The 19,958-nt window shown below is 70.7% G+C and carries 19 protein-coding genes; 11 read left to right on the top strand and 8 right to left on the bottom strand.

Translation table 11 applies throughout. The features are described 5' to 3' along the window. The first annotated feature begins 45 nt into the window (after positions 1 to 45). From G6N10_RS13085 to G6N10_RS13060, 6 genes are read left to right on the top strand one after another with little or no spacing between them, the layout of a single operon-like run. Positions 46 to 750 carry an NIPSNAP family protein gene (locus tag G6N10_RS13085; RefSeq protein WP_085093108.1) on the top strand — a complete coding sequence of 235 codons (705 nt, stop codon included), beginning with the start codon at positions 46 to 48 and terminating at the stop codon, positions 748 to 750. A 57-nt stretch (positions 751 to 807) separates the two neighbouring features. Next, positions 808 to 1,983 carry a cytochrome P450 gene (locus tag G6N10_RS13080; RefSeq protein WP_085093110.1) on the top strand — a complete coding sequence of 392 codons (1,176 nt, stop codon included), beginning with the start codon at positions 808 to 810 and terminating at the stop codon, positions 1,981 to 1,983. Positions 1,984 to 1,986: 3 nt separating this feature from the next. Next, positions 1,987 to 2,955 (top strand): zinc-binding dehydrogenase, encoded by a 969-nt coding sequence (locus tag G6N10_RS13075; RefSeq protein WP_085093112.1) that lies wholly within the window; start codon positions 1,987 to 1,989, stop codon positions 2,953 to 2,955. Then, complete coding sequence (locus G6N10_RS13070) at positions 2,952 to 3,725, top strand: HpcH/HpaI aldolase family protein (protein WP_085093114.1); 774 nt, start codon at positions 2,952 to 2,954, stop codon at positions 3,723 to 3,725. Before G6N10_RS13075 ends, G6N10_RS13070 begins: the two co-directional genes overlap by 4 nt. After that, the gene (locus tag G6N10_RS13065) at positions 3,722 to 4,447 is read left to right on the top strand and encodes an SDR family NAD(P)-dependent oxidoreductase (RefSeq protein ID WP_085093116.1); all 726 of its coding nucleotides are present in this window, start codon (positions 3,722 to 3,724) and stop codon (positions 4,445 to 4,447) included. The genes G6N10_RS13070 and G6N10_RS13065 overlap by 4 nt, the downstream gene beginning before the upstream one ends. A gap of 6 nt (positions 4,448 to 4,453) precedes the next feature. Next, positions 4,454 to 5,398 (top strand): alpha/beta hydrolase, encoded by a 945-nt coding sequence (locus G6N10_RS13060; RefSeq protein WP_085093117.1) that lies wholly within the window; start codon positions 4,454 to 4,456, stop codon positions 5,396 to 5,398. On the opposite strand, the gene G6N10_RS13055 is transcribed toward G6N10_RS13060, so the two are convergent. Further along, the gene (locus G6N10_RS13055) at positions 5,307 to 5,819 is read right to left on the bottom strand and encodes an SRPBCC family protein (RefSeq protein ID WP_085093119.1); all 513 of its coding nucleotides are present in this window, start codon (positions 5,817 to 5,819) and stop codon (positions 5,307 to 5,309) included. The genes G6N10_RS13060 and G6N10_RS13055 overlap by 92 nt on opposite strands. Positions 5,820 to 5,845: 26 nt before the next feature. Next, a complete protein-coding gene (locus tag G6N10_RS13050; RefSeq protein WP_163742432.1) occupies positions 5,846 to 6,460 on the bottom strand; it encodes a TetR/AcrR family transcriptional regulator in 615 nt (204 codons plus the stop codon). Between the two features lie 82 nt (positions 6,461 to 6,542). Between G6N10_RS13050 and G6N10_RS13045 the strand changes: the two genes are divergently transcribed. The 5 genes from G6N10_RS13045 to G6N10_RS13025 are packed head-to-tail and all read left to right on the top strand — an operon-like array spanning position 6,543 to position 11,389. After that, a complete protein-coding gene (locus tag G6N10_RS13045; protein ID WP_234810433.1) occupies positions 6,543 to 8,495 on the top strand; it encodes a flavin-containing monooxygenase in 1,953 nt (650 codons plus the stop codon). Between the two features lie 23 nt (positions 8,496 to 8,518). Continuing rightward, positions 8,519 to 9,004, top strand: coding sequence for a hypothetical protein (locus G6N10_RS13040; protein WP_085093121.1), 486 nt, complete (start codon positions 8,519 to 8,521; stop codon positions 9,002 to 9,004). A gap of 49 nt (positions 9,005 to 9,053) precedes the next feature. After that, positions 9,054 to 9,302, top strand: a complete 249-nt coding sequence (locus G6N10_RS13035) for a hypothetical protein (protein ID WP_085093123.1) — start codon at positions 9,054 to 9,056, stop codon at positions 9,300 to 9,302. Positions 9,303 to 9,320: 18 nt separating this feature from the next. Next, entirely contained in the window at positions 9,321 to 10,178 is an 858-nt protein-coding gene (locus G6N10_RS13030; RefSeq protein ID WP_085093125.1) for a rhomboid family intramembrane serine protease, read from the top strand. Continuing rightward, complete coding sequence (locus tag G6N10_RS13025; RefSeq protein WP_197745640.1) at positions 10,175 to 11,389, top strand: cytochrome P450; 1,215 nt, start codon at positions 10,175 to 10,177, stop codon at positions 11,387 to 11,389. The genes G6N10_RS13030 and G6N10_RS13025 overlap by 4 nt, the downstream gene beginning before the upstream one ends. A 67-nt stretch (positions 11,390 to 11,456) precedes the next feature. On the opposite strand, the gene G6N10_RS20440 is transcribed toward G6N10_RS13025, so the two are convergent. From G6N10_RS20440 to G6N10_RS12990, 6 genes are all read right to left on the bottom strand, one after another. Continuing rightward, on the bottom strand, positions 11,457 to 13,556 hold the full coding sequence (locus tag G6N10_RS20440) for an HNH endonuclease signature motif containing protein (protein ID WP_244960456.1): 2,100 nt from the start codon (positions 13,554 to 13,556) through the stop codon (positions 11,457 to 11,459). 140 nt (positions 13,557 to 13,696) lie between these two features. Further along, positions 13,697 to 15,187: an AMP-binding protein gene (locus tag G6N10_RS13010; protein WP_085098839.1), complete on the bottom strand. Its 1,491-nt coding sequence runs from the start codon at positions 15,185 to 15,187 to the stop codon at positions 13,697 to 13,699. Continuing rightward, positions 15,184 to 15,969, bottom strand: a complete 786-nt coding sequence (locus G6N10_RS13005) for an SDR family NAD(P)-dependent oxidoreductase (RefSeq protein ID WP_085098836.1) — start codon at positions 15,967 to 15,969, stop codon at positions 15,184 to 15,186. Before G6N10_RS13005 ends, G6N10_RS13010 begins: the two co-directional genes overlap by 4 nt. Then, the gene (locus tag G6N10_RS13000) at positions 15,960 to 17,477 is read right to left on the bottom strand and encodes an AMP-binding protein (protein ID WP_085098833.1); all 1,518 of its coding nucleotides are present in this window, start codon (positions 17,475 to 17,477) and stop codon (positions 15,960 to 15,962) included. Before G6N10_RS13000 ends, G6N10_RS13005 begins: the two co-directional genes overlap by 10 nt. 3 nt (positions 17,478 to 17,480) lie before the next feature. Then, a complete protein-coding gene (locus G6N10_RS12995; RefSeq protein ID WP_085098830.1) occupies positions 17,481 to 18,218 on the bottom strand; it encodes a GntR family transcriptional regulator in 738 nt (245 codons plus the stop codon). Further along, complete coding sequence (locus G6N10_RS12990; protein WP_085098827.1) at positions 18,215 to 19,843, bottom strand: SMP-30/gluconolactonase/LRE family protein; 1,629 nt, start codon at positions 19,841 to 19,843, stop codon at positions 18,215 to 18,217. The genes G6N10_RS12995 and G6N10_RS12990 overlap by 4 nt, the downstream gene beginning before the upstream one ends. Between the last annotated feature and the right edge of the window lie 115 nt (positions 19,844 to 19,958).

Raw genomic sequence — 19,958 nt, 5'->3', positions numbered from 1 at the left:
TCACGCTTTGCGGGTGGCGTTGTCAACGAGGACGGATACCCGTCGATGAAGAAGTTTTACGGTCACACCCTGCTGTATCTGCACGAAACGATATCGCTGGGCTCCGGTGACGGTGCGGGGTTCACCGAGAAATTCCTGGAGATCTACCAGCCGATGATGACCGAGCTGGGGGCCCGGCTGTTCGCGCTGTGGGAGACCACCCGGTACAACGGGCACTGGCCTCAGGTCACCGTGATCTGGGAGATCGACGCGTTCGCCGACTATGCGCGGATCGGTGCCGCGCAGGCCCGCGGCGGCAGCCACGAGCGGGCCGCGACCGCCTGGTCGCGCTATCTCGGCGGCATCGGCGCCACCGGCGAGGGCCGAATCATGTACGCGGGCAAGTACAACAAGACGCTGGCGCAGCTGAGCGCCGAGGGCTTCGGCGCCGGTCTGGTCATCCAGGAGATCATGGAGACCAAACCGGGCCGCCAGGACGACTACATCCGCGAACTCGAACGGCTCTACGTGCCGTGGTCGGAGTCCACCGGCAAGCGCTGGCTCGGCTCCTTCATCACCACCTTCCGGTTCAACGAGGTGATCCACTATTGGGCGCTGGATGGGGACTGGGACTGCTTCGAGAACCACTACCCGTCCTGGAAGGGCGATCCGCCGGCGGAGATCGTCACCTGGATGAGCGTGGCGCCCGCGCTGCGCGACGGCTGGGAGGATTCCATCCTGTCGGCGCTGCCGCCCTCCCCGCTGAAGTAGGAGAAGCCGGTGAGCAGCCCAACGACCTTTCGCTACAACCCCTTTGACCCGGGCGTGATGGCCGATCCGCTGCCGTACTACCGGGTGCTGCGCGACGAGCATCCGGTGTACTACGTCGAGGAACTCGACACCTACGCGCTGTCCCGGTTCGAGGACATCTGGACCGTGCTCGGAAACACCGACGGCACCTTCGTCGCCTCCGAGGGCACCCTGCCCTCGGCCGCGGTGCTGGAACGCCACAACGATGGCCCGGTTCCGGACCCGCCGTTGCACCCCATGCCCTTTCACGCCAACTTCGACTCGCCGATCTACGAAAACGTCCGGCGCTGCACCTCGGCGCAGTTCCGGCCGCGGGCCGCGGCCAAACTCGACGACCGGATCCGCACGCTGGCCAACGAGCGGCTCGACGAATTGCTGCCCCGCGGCCGCTTCGACCTCACCCAGGACTACGGCGGCATCGTCGCCGCCACCATGGTGTGTGACTTTCTCGGGCTGCCAACCGAACTGGCACCGGAGGTGCTGGCCACCATCAACGCCAGCACGCTGACCCAGCCCGGCGAGGGCGTCGAGATCGGGAACTCCCGGCCCGGCTACCTGTCCTACCTCACCCCGATCATCGAACGCCGCCGCGCCGCGGGCGCCGACGGCGCCAACCCGATCGCCGACGCGCTGATCAACTTCCGGCTGCCCGACGGCTCGGCGCTGAGCGACACCGAGGCCGCCACCCAGATGCTCGCGGTGTTCATCGGCGGCACCGAAACCGTCCCGAAGATCACCGCGACCGGGCTCTGGCATCTGCTGGCCCATCCCGATCAACTCGCCGCGGTCCGCGAGGACCTGACCGCCAACATCCCGGTCGCCCGCGAGGAGATCATCCGCTACAGCGCCCCGGCCCAGTGGTTCGCCCGAACGCTGCGCCGGCCCTACGAGATTCACGGCACCACCATGGCGCCGGGGCAGCGGGTCATCGCACTGATGGCCTCGGCCGCCCGCGATGAGCGCGAATATCCCGACCCGGACCGGTTCATCTGGGACCGCCCGATCGAGCGACTGCTCTCCTTCGGACACGGCCAACATTTCTGTATGGGGGTACACGTCGCCCGCCTCGAGGTGACAATCATGATGCAGGAGTTCCTCAAGCGGGTGCCCGACTACCGGATCGACGAGATGGCCGCGTCGCGTCCGCCGTCGAGCTTCCAATGGGGCTGGAACAACATCCCAGTGGAGGTCTGAAACGTGTGGTGTCATCGGGTCGTCGCGCCGTACACCTTCGAAAAGATCGAACTGCCCGAACCTGATCCGACCACACTGGCACCCGGCCAGGTGCTGCTGAAGTTCTGCGCGGCCGCGATCTGCGGCAGCGACATGCCGGGATTCCGCGGCACCCAGGGCAAGCTGCCCGCCGACGTCGGCCCGTGCGCGGCCGACATCGACGGCTTCCCGATCCACGAGATCGTCGGCGAGGTGCTGGCCAGCGCGCACCCCGAACACCAGGTTGGCAGTCGAGTGGTCGGCTGGGCGTCGGCCTTCGACGGGCTCAAGGCCCAGCTGGTCTCCGACGGGGAGGGCCTGGCCCCCTACGACCCGGGGCTGGCGCCGGAGCACGCGGTGGCGCTGCAACCGCTGGCCTGTGTGCTCTACGCCGTCGAACAATTGCCGCCGCTGGCCGGCAAGCACGTCGCGGTCATCGGCCAGGGCTCGATCGGGCTGCTGTTCAGCTATGTCGCCAAGGCCGCCGGCGCGGCCCGGGTCACCGGCGTGGACCCGGTGGACCGCAGCGCCGTCGCGGCGACCTTCGGTGTCGACGACGCGGTGCGCGCCACCAGTGACCGCTGGCTGGCCCACCTCGACCCGGGCGCCAGACCCGACATCGTCATCGAGGCCGTCGGTCACCAGGTCGCCACCCTCGGGCATGCCATCGAGGCGGTCGGCTGGCGGGGCACGGTGTTCTACTTCGGGGTTCCCGACGATGACTGCTACCCGATCAGCATGCGGAACATGCTGCGCAGCAACCTGACCCTGATCTCCGGCATCACCCTGGACCGGCGCCGGGTGCTGACCGAGGCCGACCGGTTCGCCCGCGAGCACCCGGAGCTGCTGCCGGCCTACGTCACCCACACCTTCGGGGTCGACGATGTGCAGCAGGCCTTCGAGCTCGCCGCCCGCCCCACCCCGGGGCGGATCAAGATCGTGCTGGTGCCGTGAGCGCCGCGGTGCGCTGGGGCGGCTGGATCACCGGGCCGACCGCCATCGGGCCCGAGGAGTTCGCCCGCGCCGGCTACCACTACGTCGGCATCGACACCCAGCACGGCTATTTCGACGACGCCGGCGCGGCCCGGCTGCTGCGCCGGCTGTCCGGGGTCCCGATCACCACCTTGGTGCGGCTGCCCAGCGCCGACCCCGCCCCGATCGGCCGGGTGCTCGACGCCGGCGCCGACGGGGTGATCATCGCGCTGGTGGAATCGGCCGAGCAGGCCGCCGACGCGGTGGCCGCGGCCTGCTACCCGCCGACCGGGGTCCGCAGCTTCGGGCCGCTGCGCGCCGACCTCGGCACCGACCTGGCGACGCTGGCCACCCGCACCAGCGTCTACGTGATGATCGAAACCGTTCGCGGCGTGCAGGCCGCCGCCGAGATCTGCGCGGTGCCGGGACTGGCCGGGGTGTACGTCGGACCCGCCGACCTGGCCATCTCGATGGGCGTCGCGGTGGCCGACGGGCTGACGGACACCCGGGTGCTGGGGGCCATCGACGACATCCAGGCGCTGGCCACCGCGGCGGGCATCACCCCGGGCATTCACGCCGGGACCGGAGCGGCCGGCCGAATGCTGGCCGCCCGCGGCTACACCATGTTGACGCTGGCCGCCGAGTCGCAGGCGCTGCGCCGCGGGGCCGCGGAATTCCTCGCCGAGGCGGCCGGGACCGAACCGAGCCAGACCGCGACGGGCCAGACCAAACCAGCCGGAGGCTACCAATGACCGCCAGCAAGATTGCCCTGGTCACCGGGGCGGCCCGCGGCCAGGGCGCCGCGATCGTGCGGCGCCTGCTCGACGACGGGTTCCGGGTTGCCGCCGCCGACGTGCTCACCGACGAACTTGCCGCCGGCACCGCCGATCTCGGTCCCGAGGTGCTGCCGCTGGCCCTCGACGTGACCTCGGCCGCGGACTGGACCGCGGCCGTCGCCCGCACCGCCAAGGCCTTCGGTGGGTTGACCGCGTTGGTCAACAACGCCGGGGTGCTGCACCGCGCCGCCGTCGCCGACGAGACCGAGGAGGCCTTCGAGCGCAGCTGGCGGATCAACTGCCTGGGGCCGTTCCTCGGTGTGCAGGCCGCGCTCGCGCAGCTGCGCACCGGCACCGGCGCGTCGGTGGTGAACACCTGCAGCACCGGTGCGGTCCGGCCGTTCCCGCAGCACGCCGCCTACGGCACCGCCAAGTGGGGACTGCGCGGTCTGACCCAGATTCTGGCCGCCGAGCTCGCCCCGGACATCCGGGTCAACGCGGTGCTGCCCGGCCCGATCGCCACCCCGATGCTCGACTCGACCACCCAGTCCCGGCTGGCCGAGCGGATCCCGGCCGGCCGGCTGGGCGTGCCCGGCGATGTCGCCGACGCCGTCGCCTTCCTGGTCTCCGAGCACGCGTCCTTCATCACCGGTGCCGAGCTGGTCGTCGACGGCGGTCAGTCGCTGACGATCGGCTGAGCCCCGATGGCCGCCTCGATCGCCGACCGGCTGGCTCCGGCGTTGCGTGAATTTGCCTCGGCGCGAACGAGTGTGGACCGCACCACGCTGGACCGGGTGCGCGCCGGACTCAACGCGCGCCGCGCGGAGGCGGCGCCGGGCATCGACACCACCGGTGTGCTGATCACCGAGCAGACGGTGCCGGGGGAGGGCCGCGGCATCGGGGTGCGGATCTACCGCGGCGGCGGGCCCGACGCGCCGACGGTGCTGTTCTGCCACTCCGGGGCGTTCGTGCTCGGCAACCTCGACACCGATCACCGCCAATGCGTGCAGCTGGCCCGCGGGGCCGGCTGCACCGTCGTCTCCGTCGACTACCGGCTGGCCCCCGAACATCCCTATCCGGCCGGGCTGGCGGACTGCCTGGAGGTGCTGGTGTGGGCGGCCGAGCGGCTGCCGGGGCCGCTGGCGGTCGCGGGCAGCAGCGCCGGGGCCGGGCTGGCGGCCACCCTGGCCCAGCGCAGCGTCGACGGCGCCGCCCCCGCCGTGGTGTTCCAGCTGCTGCACCAACCGGTGCTCGACGACCGCGGCAGCCCGGCCAAGGCCGAGTTCGTCGACACCCCGGGTTTCGACGGGCCGGCCGCGGCCGCGATGTGGCAGCTCTACCTGGGCCGGCACGCCCCCGACGCCGCCGCGGTCCCGGCCCGGCGCGAGCGACTGGCCGCCCTGGCGCCGGCGTTCATCAGCTGCTCGGAGCTCGACCCACTGCGCGACGAGGCGCTGGACTACGCCGGGCGGCTGGCCCGGTCCGGCGTCGCGGTGGAACTGCACCTGTGGCCGGGCACCTGCCACGGCTTCGATTCGCTTGCCCCGGACTGGCCGGTCAGCCGGCGGCTGTTCGAGTTGCAGGGCGCGGCGCTGCGGACTGCTCTTGCTCCAGCTCCCGGGCCACCGCGGCGTGGTAGGCATCGATGAAGGCGGGGTTGACGATCCGGTAGAAGCCATCGGGCAGCGGTGCGCCCTTGGGCGATTCGATGGTCATGGTGCGACGAAACAGCGTGACCCCCGGGCCCGGCTCGCTGAACTGGTACTCGATGGTCATCCGGCCGTCGAGGCCGCCGCTGCCGTCGCGCCGGTGCCCGAGCCGGCCCACCGAGTTGAACACGAACATCCGCGGCCGCATGGCGATCGCGCACTGCCAGGTGTAGATGCGCTCACCGTCCGGGCCTGCCTCGGTCCAGGTGTCGCCCACCTGCAGCGGCACCGCGGGCAGCTCACCGATGCGTTCGCTGCCCGGGTAGGTCTTGGTCCAGTTTGCCGGGTTGGTGACGAAATCCCAGATCACGTCGGCGCTTTGGTGAAACGCGGTCTCCGAGGAGGTGGTGACGATGCCCATCCGCGGATGCTAGCGACGTTACGGACCTACGTCAAAGTGTCACGCTGGAGCCGCTGCAGGGCCGCCAGGATCGCGGCGTACGCCAGCTCGGCGGCGGTGCGCCAATCCCGGCCGCCCTCGACCGTGGCCGCCGCGGTGAAGTGCGGGCTCAGGTGCGCGCCGACGGTGTCGATGAGCTCCGGTGGGGGTGCCCCGTCGCGTCCGGCGGCGCGCCAGGCCGTCTCGGCGGTGCGAACCGCCATAGCGCGAAAGTCGCTGCGCCGTCGTCGTTCCGAGCGAGCCAGGTCCGGCGGCAGATCGGTCCGGGAGGCCAGCTCGAAGAAGCCGGGCCCGATCACCGAGTTCATCCGGTGCGCCTCGGCGCAGGTGGCCCGCAGCCAACCGTTCAGGTCGCCGTCGAACTCGGGCAGCTTCCGGCCGTAGCCGGCCATCCCGGCGTCGAAGGCGGCGGCGATCAGCGCCTCCCGGGTGCCGAACATCCGGAACAGGGTGCGGCGGCTGACCCCGGAAACCTCGGCGAGCGCGTCCATCGTGACGTCCAGTCCCGAGCCGATCACCAGTCGCCGGGTGGCGGCCAGCACGTGATCGGTGGCCGCGGCGCGCTTGGCCTCGGCCAGCGGGCGCGGGCTCGGTTCGGACATCTGGGCAGCGTAGCGGAAAATCCACCCTTGACACTGAGGAGTGCCATATTCGACACTGTGGAGTGTCAAGAGAGGGGTTGGCGTGCATCCGACGCAACTCGACACCCGGCTGGGCCGACGGCATCTGACCGTCGAGCCGATCACCGCCGACGACGACACCATCGCCGCCCACCTGCAGCAACTGTCGGTGCCCGCGCTGATCGCCGCGGTCGTCCAGATCACCGGCGACCCGGGCTGGTTGCGCGGCCCCGCCCGGCCGCGGGAGTTCGTTCAGAACGAGTTCCAGGGCAAGATGACCGCCGCCGAGCTCGCCGAACTGCGCGCCGGCGCGCTGCGGGCCATCACTTCCTGGCGCGACGCCGGCTGCCCCTGGGCGGAGCCGCCCGGGCCCGAACTCACCCGCGAGATCATCGACTGGATCGCGTGTGAACCCGTCGCCGAGGACTACGCCGAGCTCTACGCCGAGGAGATGGACCTGGCCGGGGACAATCCGCGGGCGATCGGGTTGGCGCCCGGGGAGGTGCCGGCGGGGTTCTCGGTACTCATCATCGGCCTCGGTGAGGCGGGGTTGCTGGCCGCGCTGCGGCTGCAGGAGGCCGGCATCCCGTTCGAGATCTTCGAGAAGAACGACGACGTCGGCGGCACCTGGTACGAAAACTCCTACCCCGGCTGCCGGGTCGATGTGGCCAGCCACTTCTACTCGTACTCGTTCACCCACACCGATCAGTTCAGTGACTACTACGCCCGACAGCCCGAACTGCACCGCTACTTCCGCGGCCTGCTCGACGAATTCGGCATCGCCGAGCACGTCCGGTGGGGCCACGAGGTCACCCGCGCGCGCTGGGACGAGGACACCGCGACCTGGCAGGTCAGCGCGGTCGGCCCACACGGGCGCAGTGAAACACGTTGCGCGCCGGTGCTGCTGGCCGGCGTCGGGTTCCTCAACCGGCCGCTGATCCCGGACCTGCCCAATCTGGAGTCCTTCGCCGGGCCGGTGTTCCACGCCGCGCGCTGGGATCATTCGGTGGATCTGGCCGGCAAGCGGGTCGCGCTGGTCGGCGCCGGTGCCAGCGGCTTTCAGATCGGCCCCGCAATCGTCGACGAGGTCGCCGAGCTGACCGTCTTCCAACGCACCCCGCAGTGGATGGCGCCCAACCCCCGGTACCACGCGGCGGTCGGGGAGGGGGAGCGCTGGGCGATGCGGGCGCTGCCCGGCTACTCCCGCTGGTACCGGTTCATGCTGATGCTGCAGTCGAGCGACAAGATGCTGGAACTGGTTCGCGCCCAGGAGGATTGGCCGGACTTCCCGCGCACCGCGAACGCCGCCAGTGCCGCCCGGCGCGCGGTCTTCGCCGACTGGATCGCCGATCAACTCGCCGAGGATCCGCAGCTCGCCGACCGGGTGACCCCGGACTACCCGCCGATGGCCAAGCGGATGTTGCAGGACAACGGCAGCTGGCTGCGCTGCCTCAAACGCCCGCACGTCCAACTGGTGAGCGAGACCATCCGTGATATCGACGCCGACGGCATCGTCACCGATTCCGGACGCCACGACGCCGACGTGCTGGTGCTGGCCACCGGATTCCGGGCCAGCGAGGTGCTCGCCCCGATGGAGATCATCGGCCGGGAGGGGTTGTCGATCGGCGAGGTCTGGGACGGTAAACCCGCCGCCTACAACGGTATTTCGGTGCCCGGATTCCCGAACCTCTTCATCTTCTCCGGCCCCGGAACCGGGCTGGCGCACGCCGGCAGCGTGATGTTCATGACCGAATGCCAGATGCGCTACGTCGGCGCCGCCCTGTGCACGCTGATCGAGAACGGGCATCGCAGCATCGAGCCGACCGAGGCCGCCTACACCCGCTACCGCGATGCGCTGCAGGCCGAGGTCGCCACCCTGATGTGGGGCCATCCGAGCATCGAGCACTCCTGGTACAAGGCCGCCGACGGCAACGTTTACGTGCTCAGCCCGTGGCGCTCGGTGGACTACTGGCGCATGACCCGGGGCATCGACCCGGCCGACCATCAGCTGACCTGACCCATCGACAGAAGCGGACATCCATGGCACCCAAACTCAGCTACCTGATCGACGTCATCGGCCTCGACGTCGCCGACGTCGCCGCGGCCGCCGGCGGTTGGCTGTTCGATCGGGTGATGGACGGCTGGACCGCCACCGTCCTGGTCTCCGGCGAGGTGGACGAACGCGCGCTGCGCATCATCGGCGCCCAGGCACAGCGGGTTGATGCGCTCCCCGGGCTGACCACCCGTCGCCCCGAGGCGCTTGCGGTGTCGGCCGCGGTGTTGCGCGCGGTTCCGCAGGTCCGTGAGCACGTCGCGCAATTGCTGGAGATCGGCGACACCGAGGTGCGGGTGTGGGGCGGGCAGACCGCCGACGGCCGCCCGCTGCGGCACCGGTTGAGCACCGCGGCGCGCGCCTTCAAGGCGCAGGCCCTGCTTGCCGCGGGCGGCGGTGGCCGGATCACCGACAGCGAGGACTTCCACCGGGTGCTCGCCGCCGGCGCCGGTCGGCTCGAGGTGGTCAGTTGAGTTCGGCGAAAACCGCCCGCAATCACCGGCGCTGATGGTCAATAGGGGCATGACCGCACTGCTGCGACGGGTGCTGAGCCGCCGGATCAGCGTCGAGGCGCTGATCGAGCTGGGACTGTGGCTGGCGCTGCCCTACCTGCTGATCGGCATCGTCTACACCTTCCTGAACGCCGCCCGGGTGGACTGGATGGAAGCCCAGCTCAACCAGGTGCTGCCCGCCGGGGCGAACATCGTTGCGTTCGCCGAGTCGACGCTGCTGTGGCCGCTGCTGCTGCTGACTCCGCTGATCTGCCCCTGACCGCTATCTTTGAGAGCGATGAGCACCCCGAATGCGCCGCAGGCACCGGCCTGCTACCGCCACCCCCACAACGTCGCCCGGATCGGCTGCGCTCGCTGCGGGCGGCCGATCTGCCCGTACTGCATGACCGCCGCGGCCGTCGGGCACCAGTGCCCGGACTGTGTACGGGAGGGACGGCGGTCGGTCCGCAAGGTGCGCACGGTGTTCGGCGGCCGGGTCAACGACGGCCGGCCGCTGGTGACCTACACCCTGATGGCGGTCTGCGTCGCGGTGTTCGTGGTGCAGCAGGTGTCGCCGGCGATCAATGACGCGTTCGCGCTGTGGCCGATCGGTATCTTCCGCGACGGCCAGTGGTATCGGATGGTCACCTCGGCCTTCATGCACTACGGCCCGGTGCACCTGCTGTTCAACATGTGGGCGCTCTACCTGGTCGGGCCGGCCCTGGAATCGTTGCTGGGCCGTACCCGCTACGGGGTGCTCTACGGGATGAGCGCGCTCGGCGGAGCGGTGCTGGTCTATCTGCTGTCGCCGCTGAACACCGCCACCGCCGGTGCCTCCGGGGCGATCTTCGGTCTGTTCGGCGCAACCTTCGTCGTCGGCAAGCGGCTCAACCTCGACGTCCGCGCGGTGGCCGTGCTGATCGGTATCAACCTGGTCATCACCTTCGTGCTGCCGGCGGTCAGCGCGCAGTCGATCAGCTGGCAGGGCCACGTCGGCGGCCTGGTGGCCGGTTCGCTGATCGCCGCCGGGTATGCCTACGCCAAGCCCGCCCAGCAGAAGCTGGTGCATGCCGCGGTGCCACTGGCACTGGCGGCGCTGTTCGTCGCGCTGTGCTGGTGGCGCACCGAGCAACTCGTCGGGGTTTACCTGACGTGAGCTTGCTGGAGGATCCGCGGGCCTTCTTCGGCGTCGCAGCGATCCAGGACCCGTACCCGCTGTACCGACGGATGCGCACCGAGGCGCCGGTGCACCGGATCGGAACGTCGGACTTCTATGCGGTCTGCGGTTGGGACGCGGTGATCGAGGCGGTGACCCGGGTCGAGGACTTCTCCTCCAATCTCACCGCGACGATGGTCTTTCGCGACGACGGGTCGGTGACCGCGTTGCCGATGGGGGAGCCCGGCGCGCCGATCCACGCGCTGGCCACCGCCGATGACCCCGTGCACACCGCGCACCGCAAGATCCTGCTCCCACATCTGTCGGCGAAGCGGGTGCGGGCCATCGAGGAATTCGCGACCGACACCATCGCCGGACTCTGGGCGGAAAACCTGCGGGACGGTCAGATCGAATGGATGGGTGCGGTCGCCAACCGGTTGCCGATGATGGTGGTCGCCGAACTGCTCGGGCTGCCCGGCGCCGATGTCGACGAGCTCATCCGGCTCGGGTACGCCACCACCACCCTGCTCGACGGTATCGTCGGACCGGACCAGATCAAGGCCGCCGGCGCCGCGGCAATGCAACTGGCCGGGTACGTGATGGAGCATTTCGAGGCGGCGGCCACCGACCCGGGGCCCGGCCTGATCGGCGACATGGCTGGGCGCTACGGCTCGGGGGAACTCGAGCAGATCGTGGCGATGAGCATCATGCTCACGCTGTTCAGCGCGGCCGGTGAATCGACGGCCTCGCTGCTGGGCAGCGCGGCGTGGATTCTGGCGACCAACGACGAGGTTCAGCGGCAACTTCGGGACAACCCGAACCTGCTCGCGGCGTTCATTGAGGAGACGCTGCGCTACGAGGCGCCGTTCCGCGGTCACTACCGACACGTCTGGCGGGACACCACGCTGGGCGGGGTGGCGGTGCCGGCAAATTCGCACCTACTGCTGCTGTGGGGATCGGCAAATCGAGACCCGGTCCAGTTCGCTGCGCCCGAGGAATTCCGGCTCGATCGGGTTGGCGCCAAGAGCCACCTCAGCTTCGGCAAGGGCGCGCATTTCTGCATCGGAGCTGCGCTGGCCCGGATGGAGGCCCGCATCGTGCTCGGCTATCTGCTGGAGCACACCGAATGGATCGTGGCCGACGAGGTCGGCGACTGGCTGCCCAGCATCCTGGTGCGCCGGCGCGAACGGCTGCGGCTCAGCATCGGCTGATCGCCCGGATTCGCCGGGGCGCCGCGGTGCTGCCGGGGTGGCCTGGTGGTGGGGCGGCCGGGCGGGGTTATGCAGTGTGGCTGTCGGGGTCGGCGGGGTGTGACTGGTTTGCGAGTTCGGTTGCGGTGAGGGTGGTTTCGTCGTCGTACCAGCCGGGGTCGGTGGTGTCGTCGTCGTACCGGTCGGGGTGGTCGGCCCAGTCGGTGTCGTCGCTGGTGCCGGGGTCGTCCTCGGTGTTGTGGTCGGTGTCGTCTGCGGTGTCGTCGGTGTCGCCGGGCCGGATTTTCTGCCAGGTGCTGGGGTCGTTCCAGTCGTCGGGGTAGGGGGTGTTGTCGAGGATGAGTTGTTGGGTGAGTTCGGTGTCGGTGGGGTCGGTGTCGTAGCGGCGGTGGGCGTCGATGGCTTGGTCGAGCCAGTGCGGTTCGTCTTGGGGTGGGAGGTCCTGGTCGGGGTGGGTTTGGCGCAGGTTGCGGTAGCGGGCCAGGAGTTGTTCGGGGAAGTTGATGGTGTTGGTGCGGGGTTGGCCGCGGTCCAGGGCGGGTGGGGGGATCCATTCGACGTAGCCGTCGGTGTTGCGGATGGTGGTCCAGTGGAATTTGTCGGCCATGTTGTTGTCGGCGCGGCAGGCCAGGGCGAGGTCGTCGATATTGGTGTTCCCGCCCGCCGCATCGGCCGCACCGGGCTCCCCGGCCGCACCAGGGGCACCAGGGGCACCATTGGGTGGGTTGGGGTCGCCGGGGTCGCCGCGGCTGCCGGGTTGGGGTGGGCTGGTGGTGCCGGGTTTGGGGGTCCAGGGGTCGAGGTGGTGGGCTTGGGTTCGGTAGAAGGGTTCGGGGCAGCCGGGCCGGGTGCAGCCGCGTTCTCGGCTGAACAGGACCAGGCGTTGGTCGGCGGTGGCCAGGCGTTTGGAGCGGCCGAGCCATAGGGCGCGGCCGTGGCCGTCGAAGATGCTCAGGTAGTGGTGGGCGTGGCTGGCCATGCGCAGGAGGTCGCGCATGGGGACGCGGGTGCCGCCGGCGGTGATGGCCCACCCATTGTCGGGGTTCAGGGCCGGGGCCGGACCCAGGACCGCAGACCCGGGCGGGCACGACCCGCCGCCGGCACCACCACCGGAGTCAGCGGCATCTCTGTTGCCGCCATCGTTGCTGCTGGTGGGGGTGGTGCCGCCGTGGTTGCCGTGGTCTTCGCCGCCACCGTTGTTGTGGGTGTTGGTCCAGTTGGGGGTGGCGTCGGGGTGGGTGGCGGCGGCGGCGTGGAGTTCGGCGAGGGTGGCGGTGATGACCACGGTCACTGGTAGGCCGTTGAGTTTTCCGAGGTCTCCGGCGGCCAGGACGGCGCGGCACAGGGCGATCAGGGCGTCGTGGCCGCGTTGGGCGGCGCTGCGCTGATCGGCGCTGATCTGCTCCTGGCTTGGGGTCCCACTGACACACGGGTGTTCGTCGTTGGGGTTGCACATGCCGGGGGCGGCGAGTTTGGCCAGGATCGGCTCCAGGGTGGCGCGGGCTTCGGGGGTCAGGGTGCCGTGCAGGGCGCTCATGCCGTCGCGGCGTTGCGGGCCCAGGGTCAGGCCGCGCTGGGCGCGGCGGGCGCGTTCCTGGTAGTCGCCGTCGGGGTCCAGGATCGTCAACAAATGGGTGGCGAGGGTGCGGTATTGCTCGGGGGCGAACTGGGTGGCCAGTCCGGCCAGGTCTGCTTCGGCGGCTTGGCGGTAGTCGGGGTCCAGGTTCGCCGGGAGTTGCCGGTAGATGTCGCGGGCGATGTCCACGTGTTCGGGCCCGATGGCCCCGGCGGCCACCGCCGCGGCCACCGCCGGGAGTCGGGGTTCCAGCGGTTGGCCGCCCGGGGTGGTGCGGGGGCCGAGGTCGGCGGCCTCGGCGAGGCGGCGGGCGGCGGCGCGGCGGGAGATGCGGAGCCGTTCGGCGAGCACGAGTTTGAGGCTGGCTGCCCCGAGCACGCCGGGGTCGGCGGTGGCGGCCAGGTGGGCGGTCAGGGTGTGATCGAACGCCGGGGCGGCCCAGGCGAGGGCTTGGCGGCGGGCCAGCACGTCGAGGAGTTCTTCGGGGGTGAACCCGTCGAGGCGGCAACCGGCCAGGGCGGCGGCCGCGGATTCGGCGGCGGCCAGTGCTGCCAGGACGGTGTCCCGGTCGGCGTACGCACTGTTCCCCATGTATAGAACGTTAGATCGAGCCACCGACAGAAACCGGCCCCGGAACCGACAAATCGGGACCCCAACCATGAGGAATCTCTGAGAAAAATCGGGGGCCGTCCTTCGGCTCGCCGGTGACGTACCCACCGGTGAATCCGGCGTCAGAGTCGTTCGCGCAGTTCCCGTTTGAGCACCTTGCCGTAGCTGCTCTTGGGCAGCTCGTCGAGGAATACGTAGCGCTTGGGCCGCTTGAACCGGGCGATCCGGTCGAGCAGGTGGGCGTCGAGCTCGGCGGGCGTGGGTGCCGAGCCGCCGGCCACCACGAACGCGACGACGACCTCGCCCCACTCCGGGTCCGGGGCGCCGATCACCGCGGCCTCGGTGACGCCGGGGTGGGCGATCAGCACCTCCTCCACCTCGCGCGGGTAGATGTTGCTGCCCCCGCTGATCACCACATCCTTGGAGCGGTCCCGCAGCGTCAGATTCCCGCGGGCATCGACCGAGCCCATGTCCCCGGTGTGCAGCCAGCCGCCGGCCAGCGTCGCCGCCGAGGCTGCCGGGTTGTTCCAGTAGCCCGACATGACCACGTCGCCGCGACAAACGATTTCACCGATCTCCCCGATCTCGGCGGGGGTGCCGTCGGGCCGCCACACCGCGACCTGCACCCCGGATCGCGGATGGCCGACCGAGCCCAGCACCTCGTCGGGGGCCCAGCCGCCGTCGGCGTCAAGATGATCGGCGCGGCGCAGTCCGGTGATGGTCATCGGCGCCTCACCCTGTCCGTACAACTGCACGAAGACCGGGCCGAACGCGTCCAGCGCGGCCTTGAGGCTCTCGACGTACATCGGTCCGCCGCCGTAGACGACGGTCCGCAGGTTTGCCGGCCGCGGCCGCCCGGTCGCCACCAGTCGGCCCACCATCGTCGGGGCCAGGAACGCCGCGGCGCCGGGGTGCTGCTCGCACAGGTCGAGGAACTCCCCGGGATCGAAGGCGCCGGATGCCGGGATCACCTGCCGGGCACCGCGCAGCACGTACGGCGGGATGTAAAGGCCGGAGCCGTGCGACATCGGGGCGCCGTGCACCAGGGCGGCGTTCTCGTCGGGGTCGTCGAAATCGGCCAGGTGCGCGACCGTCATCGCCATCAGGTTCCGGTGGGACAGCATGGCGCCCTTGGACTTTCCGGTGGTCCCGCTGGTGTAGAACAGCCAGGCCAGCTCCTCGGGGTCGGTGTCCGGCGCGGCCCCCGGTTCGCCGGCGAACCACTCGGCGTAGCCATCGGTTCCGAGCACCTCGACCGGGCCCACCCCGGCGCCGGCCAGGCCGCCGGCGAGCTTGGGCGAAGCGAAAACCGTTGCGGCGTCGCAGTCGGCGAGGATGTCGGCCATCTCGCGCGGATGCAGCTTGAAGTTCAGCGGGACGAAGACGCACTCGGCGGCCCAGATGCCGAACATCAGCTCGACGATCTCCGGGCGGTTCTCGCTGGCGACGCCGACCCGGGCGCCCGGGCCGAACCGGGCCCGCAGCGCCGCCCCGAGCCGGCGCGCACGATCGCGCAGTTCGGCCCAGTTGGCGACCTGCTCGGTGCCAGAGAATACCGCCCCGCGGTCCGGGAACCGGGCCGCGGCCTGGTCGAGCACCGTGAACATGTTCACCGCTGCACCCACTCGGTGCTCAGTGCGTAGTCCGACAGGTACTTGGTGGAGCTCCAGCCGCCGTCGACCACGATGGTCTGCCCGTTGATGAAACTTCCGCCGTCCGAGCACAGGAACGCCACGGTGGCCGCGATGTCCTCGACCCGGCCCAGCCGCTGGTGCGGGGTCATCTCGGTGTTGATCCGGCGGAACCGGTCGTCGTCGAGGCGGCCCTGCACCATCGGGGTGACCGTCACGCCCGGCGCCACCGCATTGCACCGGATGCCCTGGGCGCCGTACTGACAGGCGATGTGGGTGGTCAGCGCGGTCAGGCCGCCCTTGGCGGCCGAATAGGCCCCGCCGCGGAGCCCGCCGACGACGGCGAAGGTCGAGGTGATGTTGATGATCGCCGAGCCCGGGGTCATGTGCCCGATCGCCTCGCGGGCCAGCCGGAACGGAGCCCGCAGCATCAGCCCGAGGAACTCGTCCAGGGTCTCGTCGTCGGTCTCGTGCAACGGTTTCGGGCTGCCCATGCCGGCGTTGTTGATCAGGAAGTCGACTCGGCCCCAGCGGTCCAGCGCGGCGCCGACGATCTGTGCCGGAGCGTCGTCGGTGGTGACATCGGCGACGACCGTGCCGACCCGGTTCGGGTCGCCGGTGGCCGCGACGACGGCATCGGTGAGCTCGGCCAGCCGCCCGGCGTCGCGGCCGGTGCCCAGCACCGCGCAGCCCGACTCGGCGAGTTTAACCGCGCAGCCGAACCCGATCCCACTGCTGGCGCCGGTGACGATCGCTACCTGCATGCGCACCCTTTCGTCGGTTCCGCGGCGATCAGCTGCGCGCGGATCTGATGTTTGAGAATCTTGCCGGCATCGTTGCGGGGCAACCGATCCCGGATCTCGACCCGTTCGGGGAACTTGAATCGCGCCACCCCGAGGCCGTCGAGGATCGCCGCGAGGGCGGCGACGTCCGGCGTGGCTGCGGCGCCGTCGGGCACGATCACCGCGCAGGCCCGCTCCCCGGTGCGGGCGTCCGGGATCCCGACGATCGCGATCTCGGCGATGCCGGGGGCGGCGATCAGGATGTCCTCGATCTCCTTGGGGGAGATGTTCTCGCCGTTGCGGATGATCAGATCCTTGGCCCGGCCGGTCACCACGACATGGCCGTTCTCCCAGCGGCCCAGGTCGCCGGTGCGGAAGAAGCCGTCGGCGTCGAAGGCGTCGGCGTTGTCGTCGGCGTGCCGATAGCCGAGCAGCATCTGCGGACCGCGGGCCCGGATCTCGCCGTCGACCAGCCGGATCTCGGCGATGCCGGGCCGGCCGTCGGTGTCGGCGGCGCCGTCGGGATCGGTGGAGCCGACGGTGGTCACCGGAACCTCGGTGGAGCCGTAGACCCGGCTCACCCGGGCGCCGGCGAAGTAGTCGGTGGCCTCGCGGATCAGCGACGGCGGAACCGAGGCGCCGCCGCAGATGAACACCTTCAGGCTCGGCAGCCGGGTACTGGCCCGCCGGGCCGCGGCCAGCAGACCGACCAGAAACGGTGTGGCACCGGCCATGTGGGTGCACTGCCGTGCGTCGATCAACGCCACCGCCTCGTCGGCGTCCCACCGGTCCATCAGGATCGCGGTGCTGCCGAGCAGCAGGGGGGCCTCGAAGGCATAGATGGAGCCGCCGATGTGCGCGATCGGGGAGGGCACCAGGAAGGCGTCGCCCGGATCGACCTCCCAGTGCTCACCGATCTGGGCCAGCAGCGCCGCCAGCGAATTCTGGCTGTGCAGAACGCCCTTGGGTCTCCCGGTGGTGCCGGAGGTGTAGAGCGTCATCGAGGCGGCACTGGGATCGGCGGCCGGGGCTGCGGTCGCAGCCGCCGCGGTCAGCAGATCCTGGTACGCGGTGTGGCCGTCGCCGCGGACCACCACCACCTCCGGCGGGTCGGGCAGCTGCGCGGCCACCCGGTCCAGCATCCCCGGGTAGTCGTGGCCGCGGAAGTCACCCGGAATGAAGATCGCCACCGACCCGGCGTCGGCCAGGACGAAGGACAGCTCGTGCTCCCGCAGCGACGGCAGCACCGGGTTGACCACCATCCCGGCCAGGCCCGCGCCGAGGTAGATCACCGCCGCCTCATGCCAATTCGGCAGCATGAACGAGACGGTCGAGCCGGCCGGGAAGCGTTGGCGCAGCGCGCCGGCCAGCGCGAGGGACTGCCGGTACAGGGTCGCGGCATCCAGTTGCACGTCGCCGTCGACCAGCAGCACCCGCTCGGGAGTCGCCGCGGCGGCGACGGCCAGGGCCTCGCCCAGCGTTGCACCCACCGGCTAGCCCCGCACCCGGCGCAGCGTCATCGAGTACCGGTACCGCGAGGCGGGATGGGTGCTGATGGTGACCTGGGCGACCTCGTCATCGGAGGTGGTGTAGGTGCGGCGCACCTCGAGTGCGGCGGTACCCGGGTCGACGTCGAGGCGGGCGGCCAGGTCGGTCCGCATCAGCACCGCGGTGATCTCCTGATGCACCTCGACGATGTTGCGGCCGAACATGTCCTCGATCAACGGGAACACCGGACCGTTGTGCCGGTGCAGGATTCGGCCGACGGCGGCGAACTCCCGGTTGATGTAGTACTCGGTGAAGCAGACCGGGAACGCGGCGTCCTCGGCCTGCCGGTAGCCGCCGACGGCCAGCCACTCGGTGCCGGTCGGCAGCCCGGTGCGCTGCGCCAGGTCGGCGTCGATCGTCATCATCCGGCTGGCCTGGATGACGAACCGGGCCCCGGTGGCAAAGGACATCAGGTCGTCGATGGACATCACGTCCTGGGCGTAGGAGCCGCTGGTGGTGCGCGGCACCACCAGCGTCCCGGCCCGTGGCTTGGAGGTGATCAGGTTGTCCTCGCGCAGCCGGCGCAGCGCCTCGCGCACCGTGTAGCGGCTCACCGAGAACCGTTCGCACAGTTCGTGTTCGGTGGGCAGCTGGGAGCCGACCGGGTAGATCCCGTCGACGATCTCCTGCCGCAGGGTGTGCGCGACCTGCAGGTAGCGCGGGTCGGTGCGGGTGGCGGTCACGACGCCGGCACCTCGCGGCGCAGGGCCAGCACGCTGCCGTCGGCATCGGCCGAGACATACAGCGTGCCGTCGGCGCCGGCGGCGATACCGGCGAACGGACCCTGCGGCCCGGAGAACGGCGGCATACCCAGCAGCGGCTTGGGGGTCACCCCGGCCGGCGCGCCGACCGGCAGTCCGGCGGCGATGGTGCGCGTCGTCCCGGTCTCCGGGTCGATCTCCAGGACGGCCTTGGCGCCGGCGTCGACGACGTAGACCCGGCCGCCGCGAATCAGCAGGCCGTGCGGGCAGTCCAGGCCGTCGGCCACCGTCTCGGTGGCCCCGCCGCGGACCCGCACCACCCGGCCGGCGCCGGACTCGGAGACCAGCACCGCGCCGTCGGCGCCGACGGCGACACCGACCGGGGTGTGCAGGCCGGTGGCGAGCACCTCGGTCTGCCCGCCGCGGATGCCCAGCAGCCGCCCGGTGCCCTGCTCGACGGCCAGCACGCTGTCGCCGGGCCCGGCGGCCACGCCGTAGAGCTGATCGAAGCCGTCGGCCAGCACCTCGGTTTCGCTGGGGTCCGGGTGCCAGTAGCCGACCTCGCCGTTGGCGGTGGTGACCAGGAACCGGCCCGGGCCGGCCGGTGCCAGGCCGCGCAGGAATCCCGGATAGCCGGGGGTGAACATCATCCCGGCGATCTCGCGTTCGCCGGTGCCGGAACTTTCGCCGGTGTCGGACATCGTGTAGGTGAAGGTGCCGTCGGCGACCCAGAGCGTGCCGTCCTCGGCGACGGCCAGATCCAGTGGCCAGTTCAGCCCGCCGGGCAGCGCCGCGCGGGTGCTGCCGTCGGCGTTGATCTCGGTGATCTCGCCGGTGAAGTTGGAGACGAACAGCCGCCCGTCGACGAAGGTGCAGTTGTCCAGGCCCGGCGACAGTTGCGCCAGGACGCGCTGCTCGCCGGTGCGCGGATCGATGCGCAGCACCTGACCGCTGTACACCTGGGTGGAAACGATGAAGCCCTGCGCGTCGAACTTCACCGAGTCGGGCACCCCGAGGTCGCCGGCCACTCGCTGCGGGATGCCGTCGCCGTCGGGGTCGAGCCGCCAGATCTCGTTGGCCTCCATCACCGGGAAATACAGCAGCCCGTCCGGGCCGAACTCCATCGCGTTGGGCGAGGGCAGGTTCTCGGCGATCAGCCGCGACGGCCCGCCGTCGGCGTCCAGTTCCCACAGCCGGCCACCGGGCCGGCATTCGCCGATGAACAACCGGCCCTGGTGCACGGTGATGCCGTTGGCCGACGGCAGGTCGTCGCGCACCACCCGGGCCACCCCGTTCTCCAGGATGGACACCCGGCCGTTCATCACCTCGGTGGCGATCAGCCGGCCGGCCGGGTCGAAGGCCACGTCATCGGGGGCGACGATGTCGCCGCCCTTCGGGCTGATCGCCGTCACGGCGCCGGTGTGGATGTTCAGGGCGCTGATCTGGCTGCCGGTCACCTGGGCGATGTACACCCGACCGTCCGGACCAGTGCGCAGACCGTTGGCGCCGAACACCCGGCTCGGCGGGCTGATCCGGTCCAGCCGCCAGCCCGGGGCGGCCGCAGGGGGCGTGGAAAGGGGGTAACGCGTCGGGGATCCGCTGGTCACGCGCAAAACACTACCAAGACGCCCTGGTCTGGACAATAGTGCGACAGGGGCCGGATATTGGCACTTGACGGCATCGCCGACTCTGGAGAATGATGTTCTGCGTTGGAGCAATGAG

It is taken from the genome of Mycolicibacterium fallax (assembly GCF_010726955.1).
GTDB lineage: Bacteria > Actinomycetota > Actinomycetes > Mycobacteriales > Mycobacteriaceae > Mycobacterium > Mycobacterium fallax.
Note: the sequence above shows the minus strand (reverse complement) of the source record. Positions and strands in the feature narration are given on the sequence as shown.

What these genes read in the sequence shown, in the direction of transcription:
- G6N10_RS13085 (WP_085093108.1), top strand. Translation starts at nt 46, where the DNA reads ATGAAGAAGTTTTACGGTCACACCCTGCTGTATCTGCACGAAACGATA.
- G6N10_RS13080 (WP_085093110.1), top strand. Translation starts at nt 808, where the DNA reads ATGGCCGATCCGCTGCCGTACTACCGGGTGCTGCGCGACGAGCATCCG.
- G6N10_RS13065 (WP_085093116.1), top strand. Translation starts at nt 3,722, where the DNA reads ATGACCGCCAGCAAGATTGCCCTGGTCACCGGGGCGGCCCGCGGCCAG.
- G6N10_RS13060 (WP_085093117.1), top strand. Translation starts at nt 4,454, where the DNA reads ATGGCCGCCTCGATCGCCGACCGGCTGGCTCCGGCGTTGCGTGAATTT.
- G6N10_RS13055 (WP_085093119.1), bottom strand. Translation starts at nt 5,819, where the DNA reads ATGGGCATCGTCACCACCTCCTCGGAGACCGCGTTTCACCAAAGCGCC.
- G6N10_RS13050 (WP_163742432.1), bottom strand. Translation starts at nt 6,460, where the DNA reads ATGTCCGAACCGAGCCCGCGCCCGCTGGCCGAGGCCAAGCGCGCCGCG.
- G6N10_RS13040 (WP_085093121.1), top strand. Translation starts at nt 8,519, where the DNA reads ATGGCACCCAAACTCAGCTACCTGATCGACGTCATCGGCCTCGACGTC.
- G6N10_RS13035 (WP_085093123.1), top strand. Translation starts at nt 9,054, where the DNA reads ATGACCGCACTGCTGCGACGGGTGCTGAGCCGCCGGATCAGCGTCGAG.
- G6N10_RS13030 (WP_085093125.1), top strand. Translation starts at nt 9,321, where the DNA reads ATGAGCACCCCGAATGCGCCGCAGGCACCGGCCTGCTACCGCCACCCC.
- G6N10_RS20440 (WP_244960456.1), bottom strand. Translation starts at nt 13,556, where the DNA reads ATGGGGAACAGTGCGTACGCCGACCGGGACACCGTCCTGGCAGCACTG.
- G6N10_RS13005 (WP_085098836.1), bottom strand. Translation starts at nt 15,969, where the DNA reads ATGCAGGTAGCGATCGTCACCGGCGCCAGCAGTGGGATCGGGTTCGGC.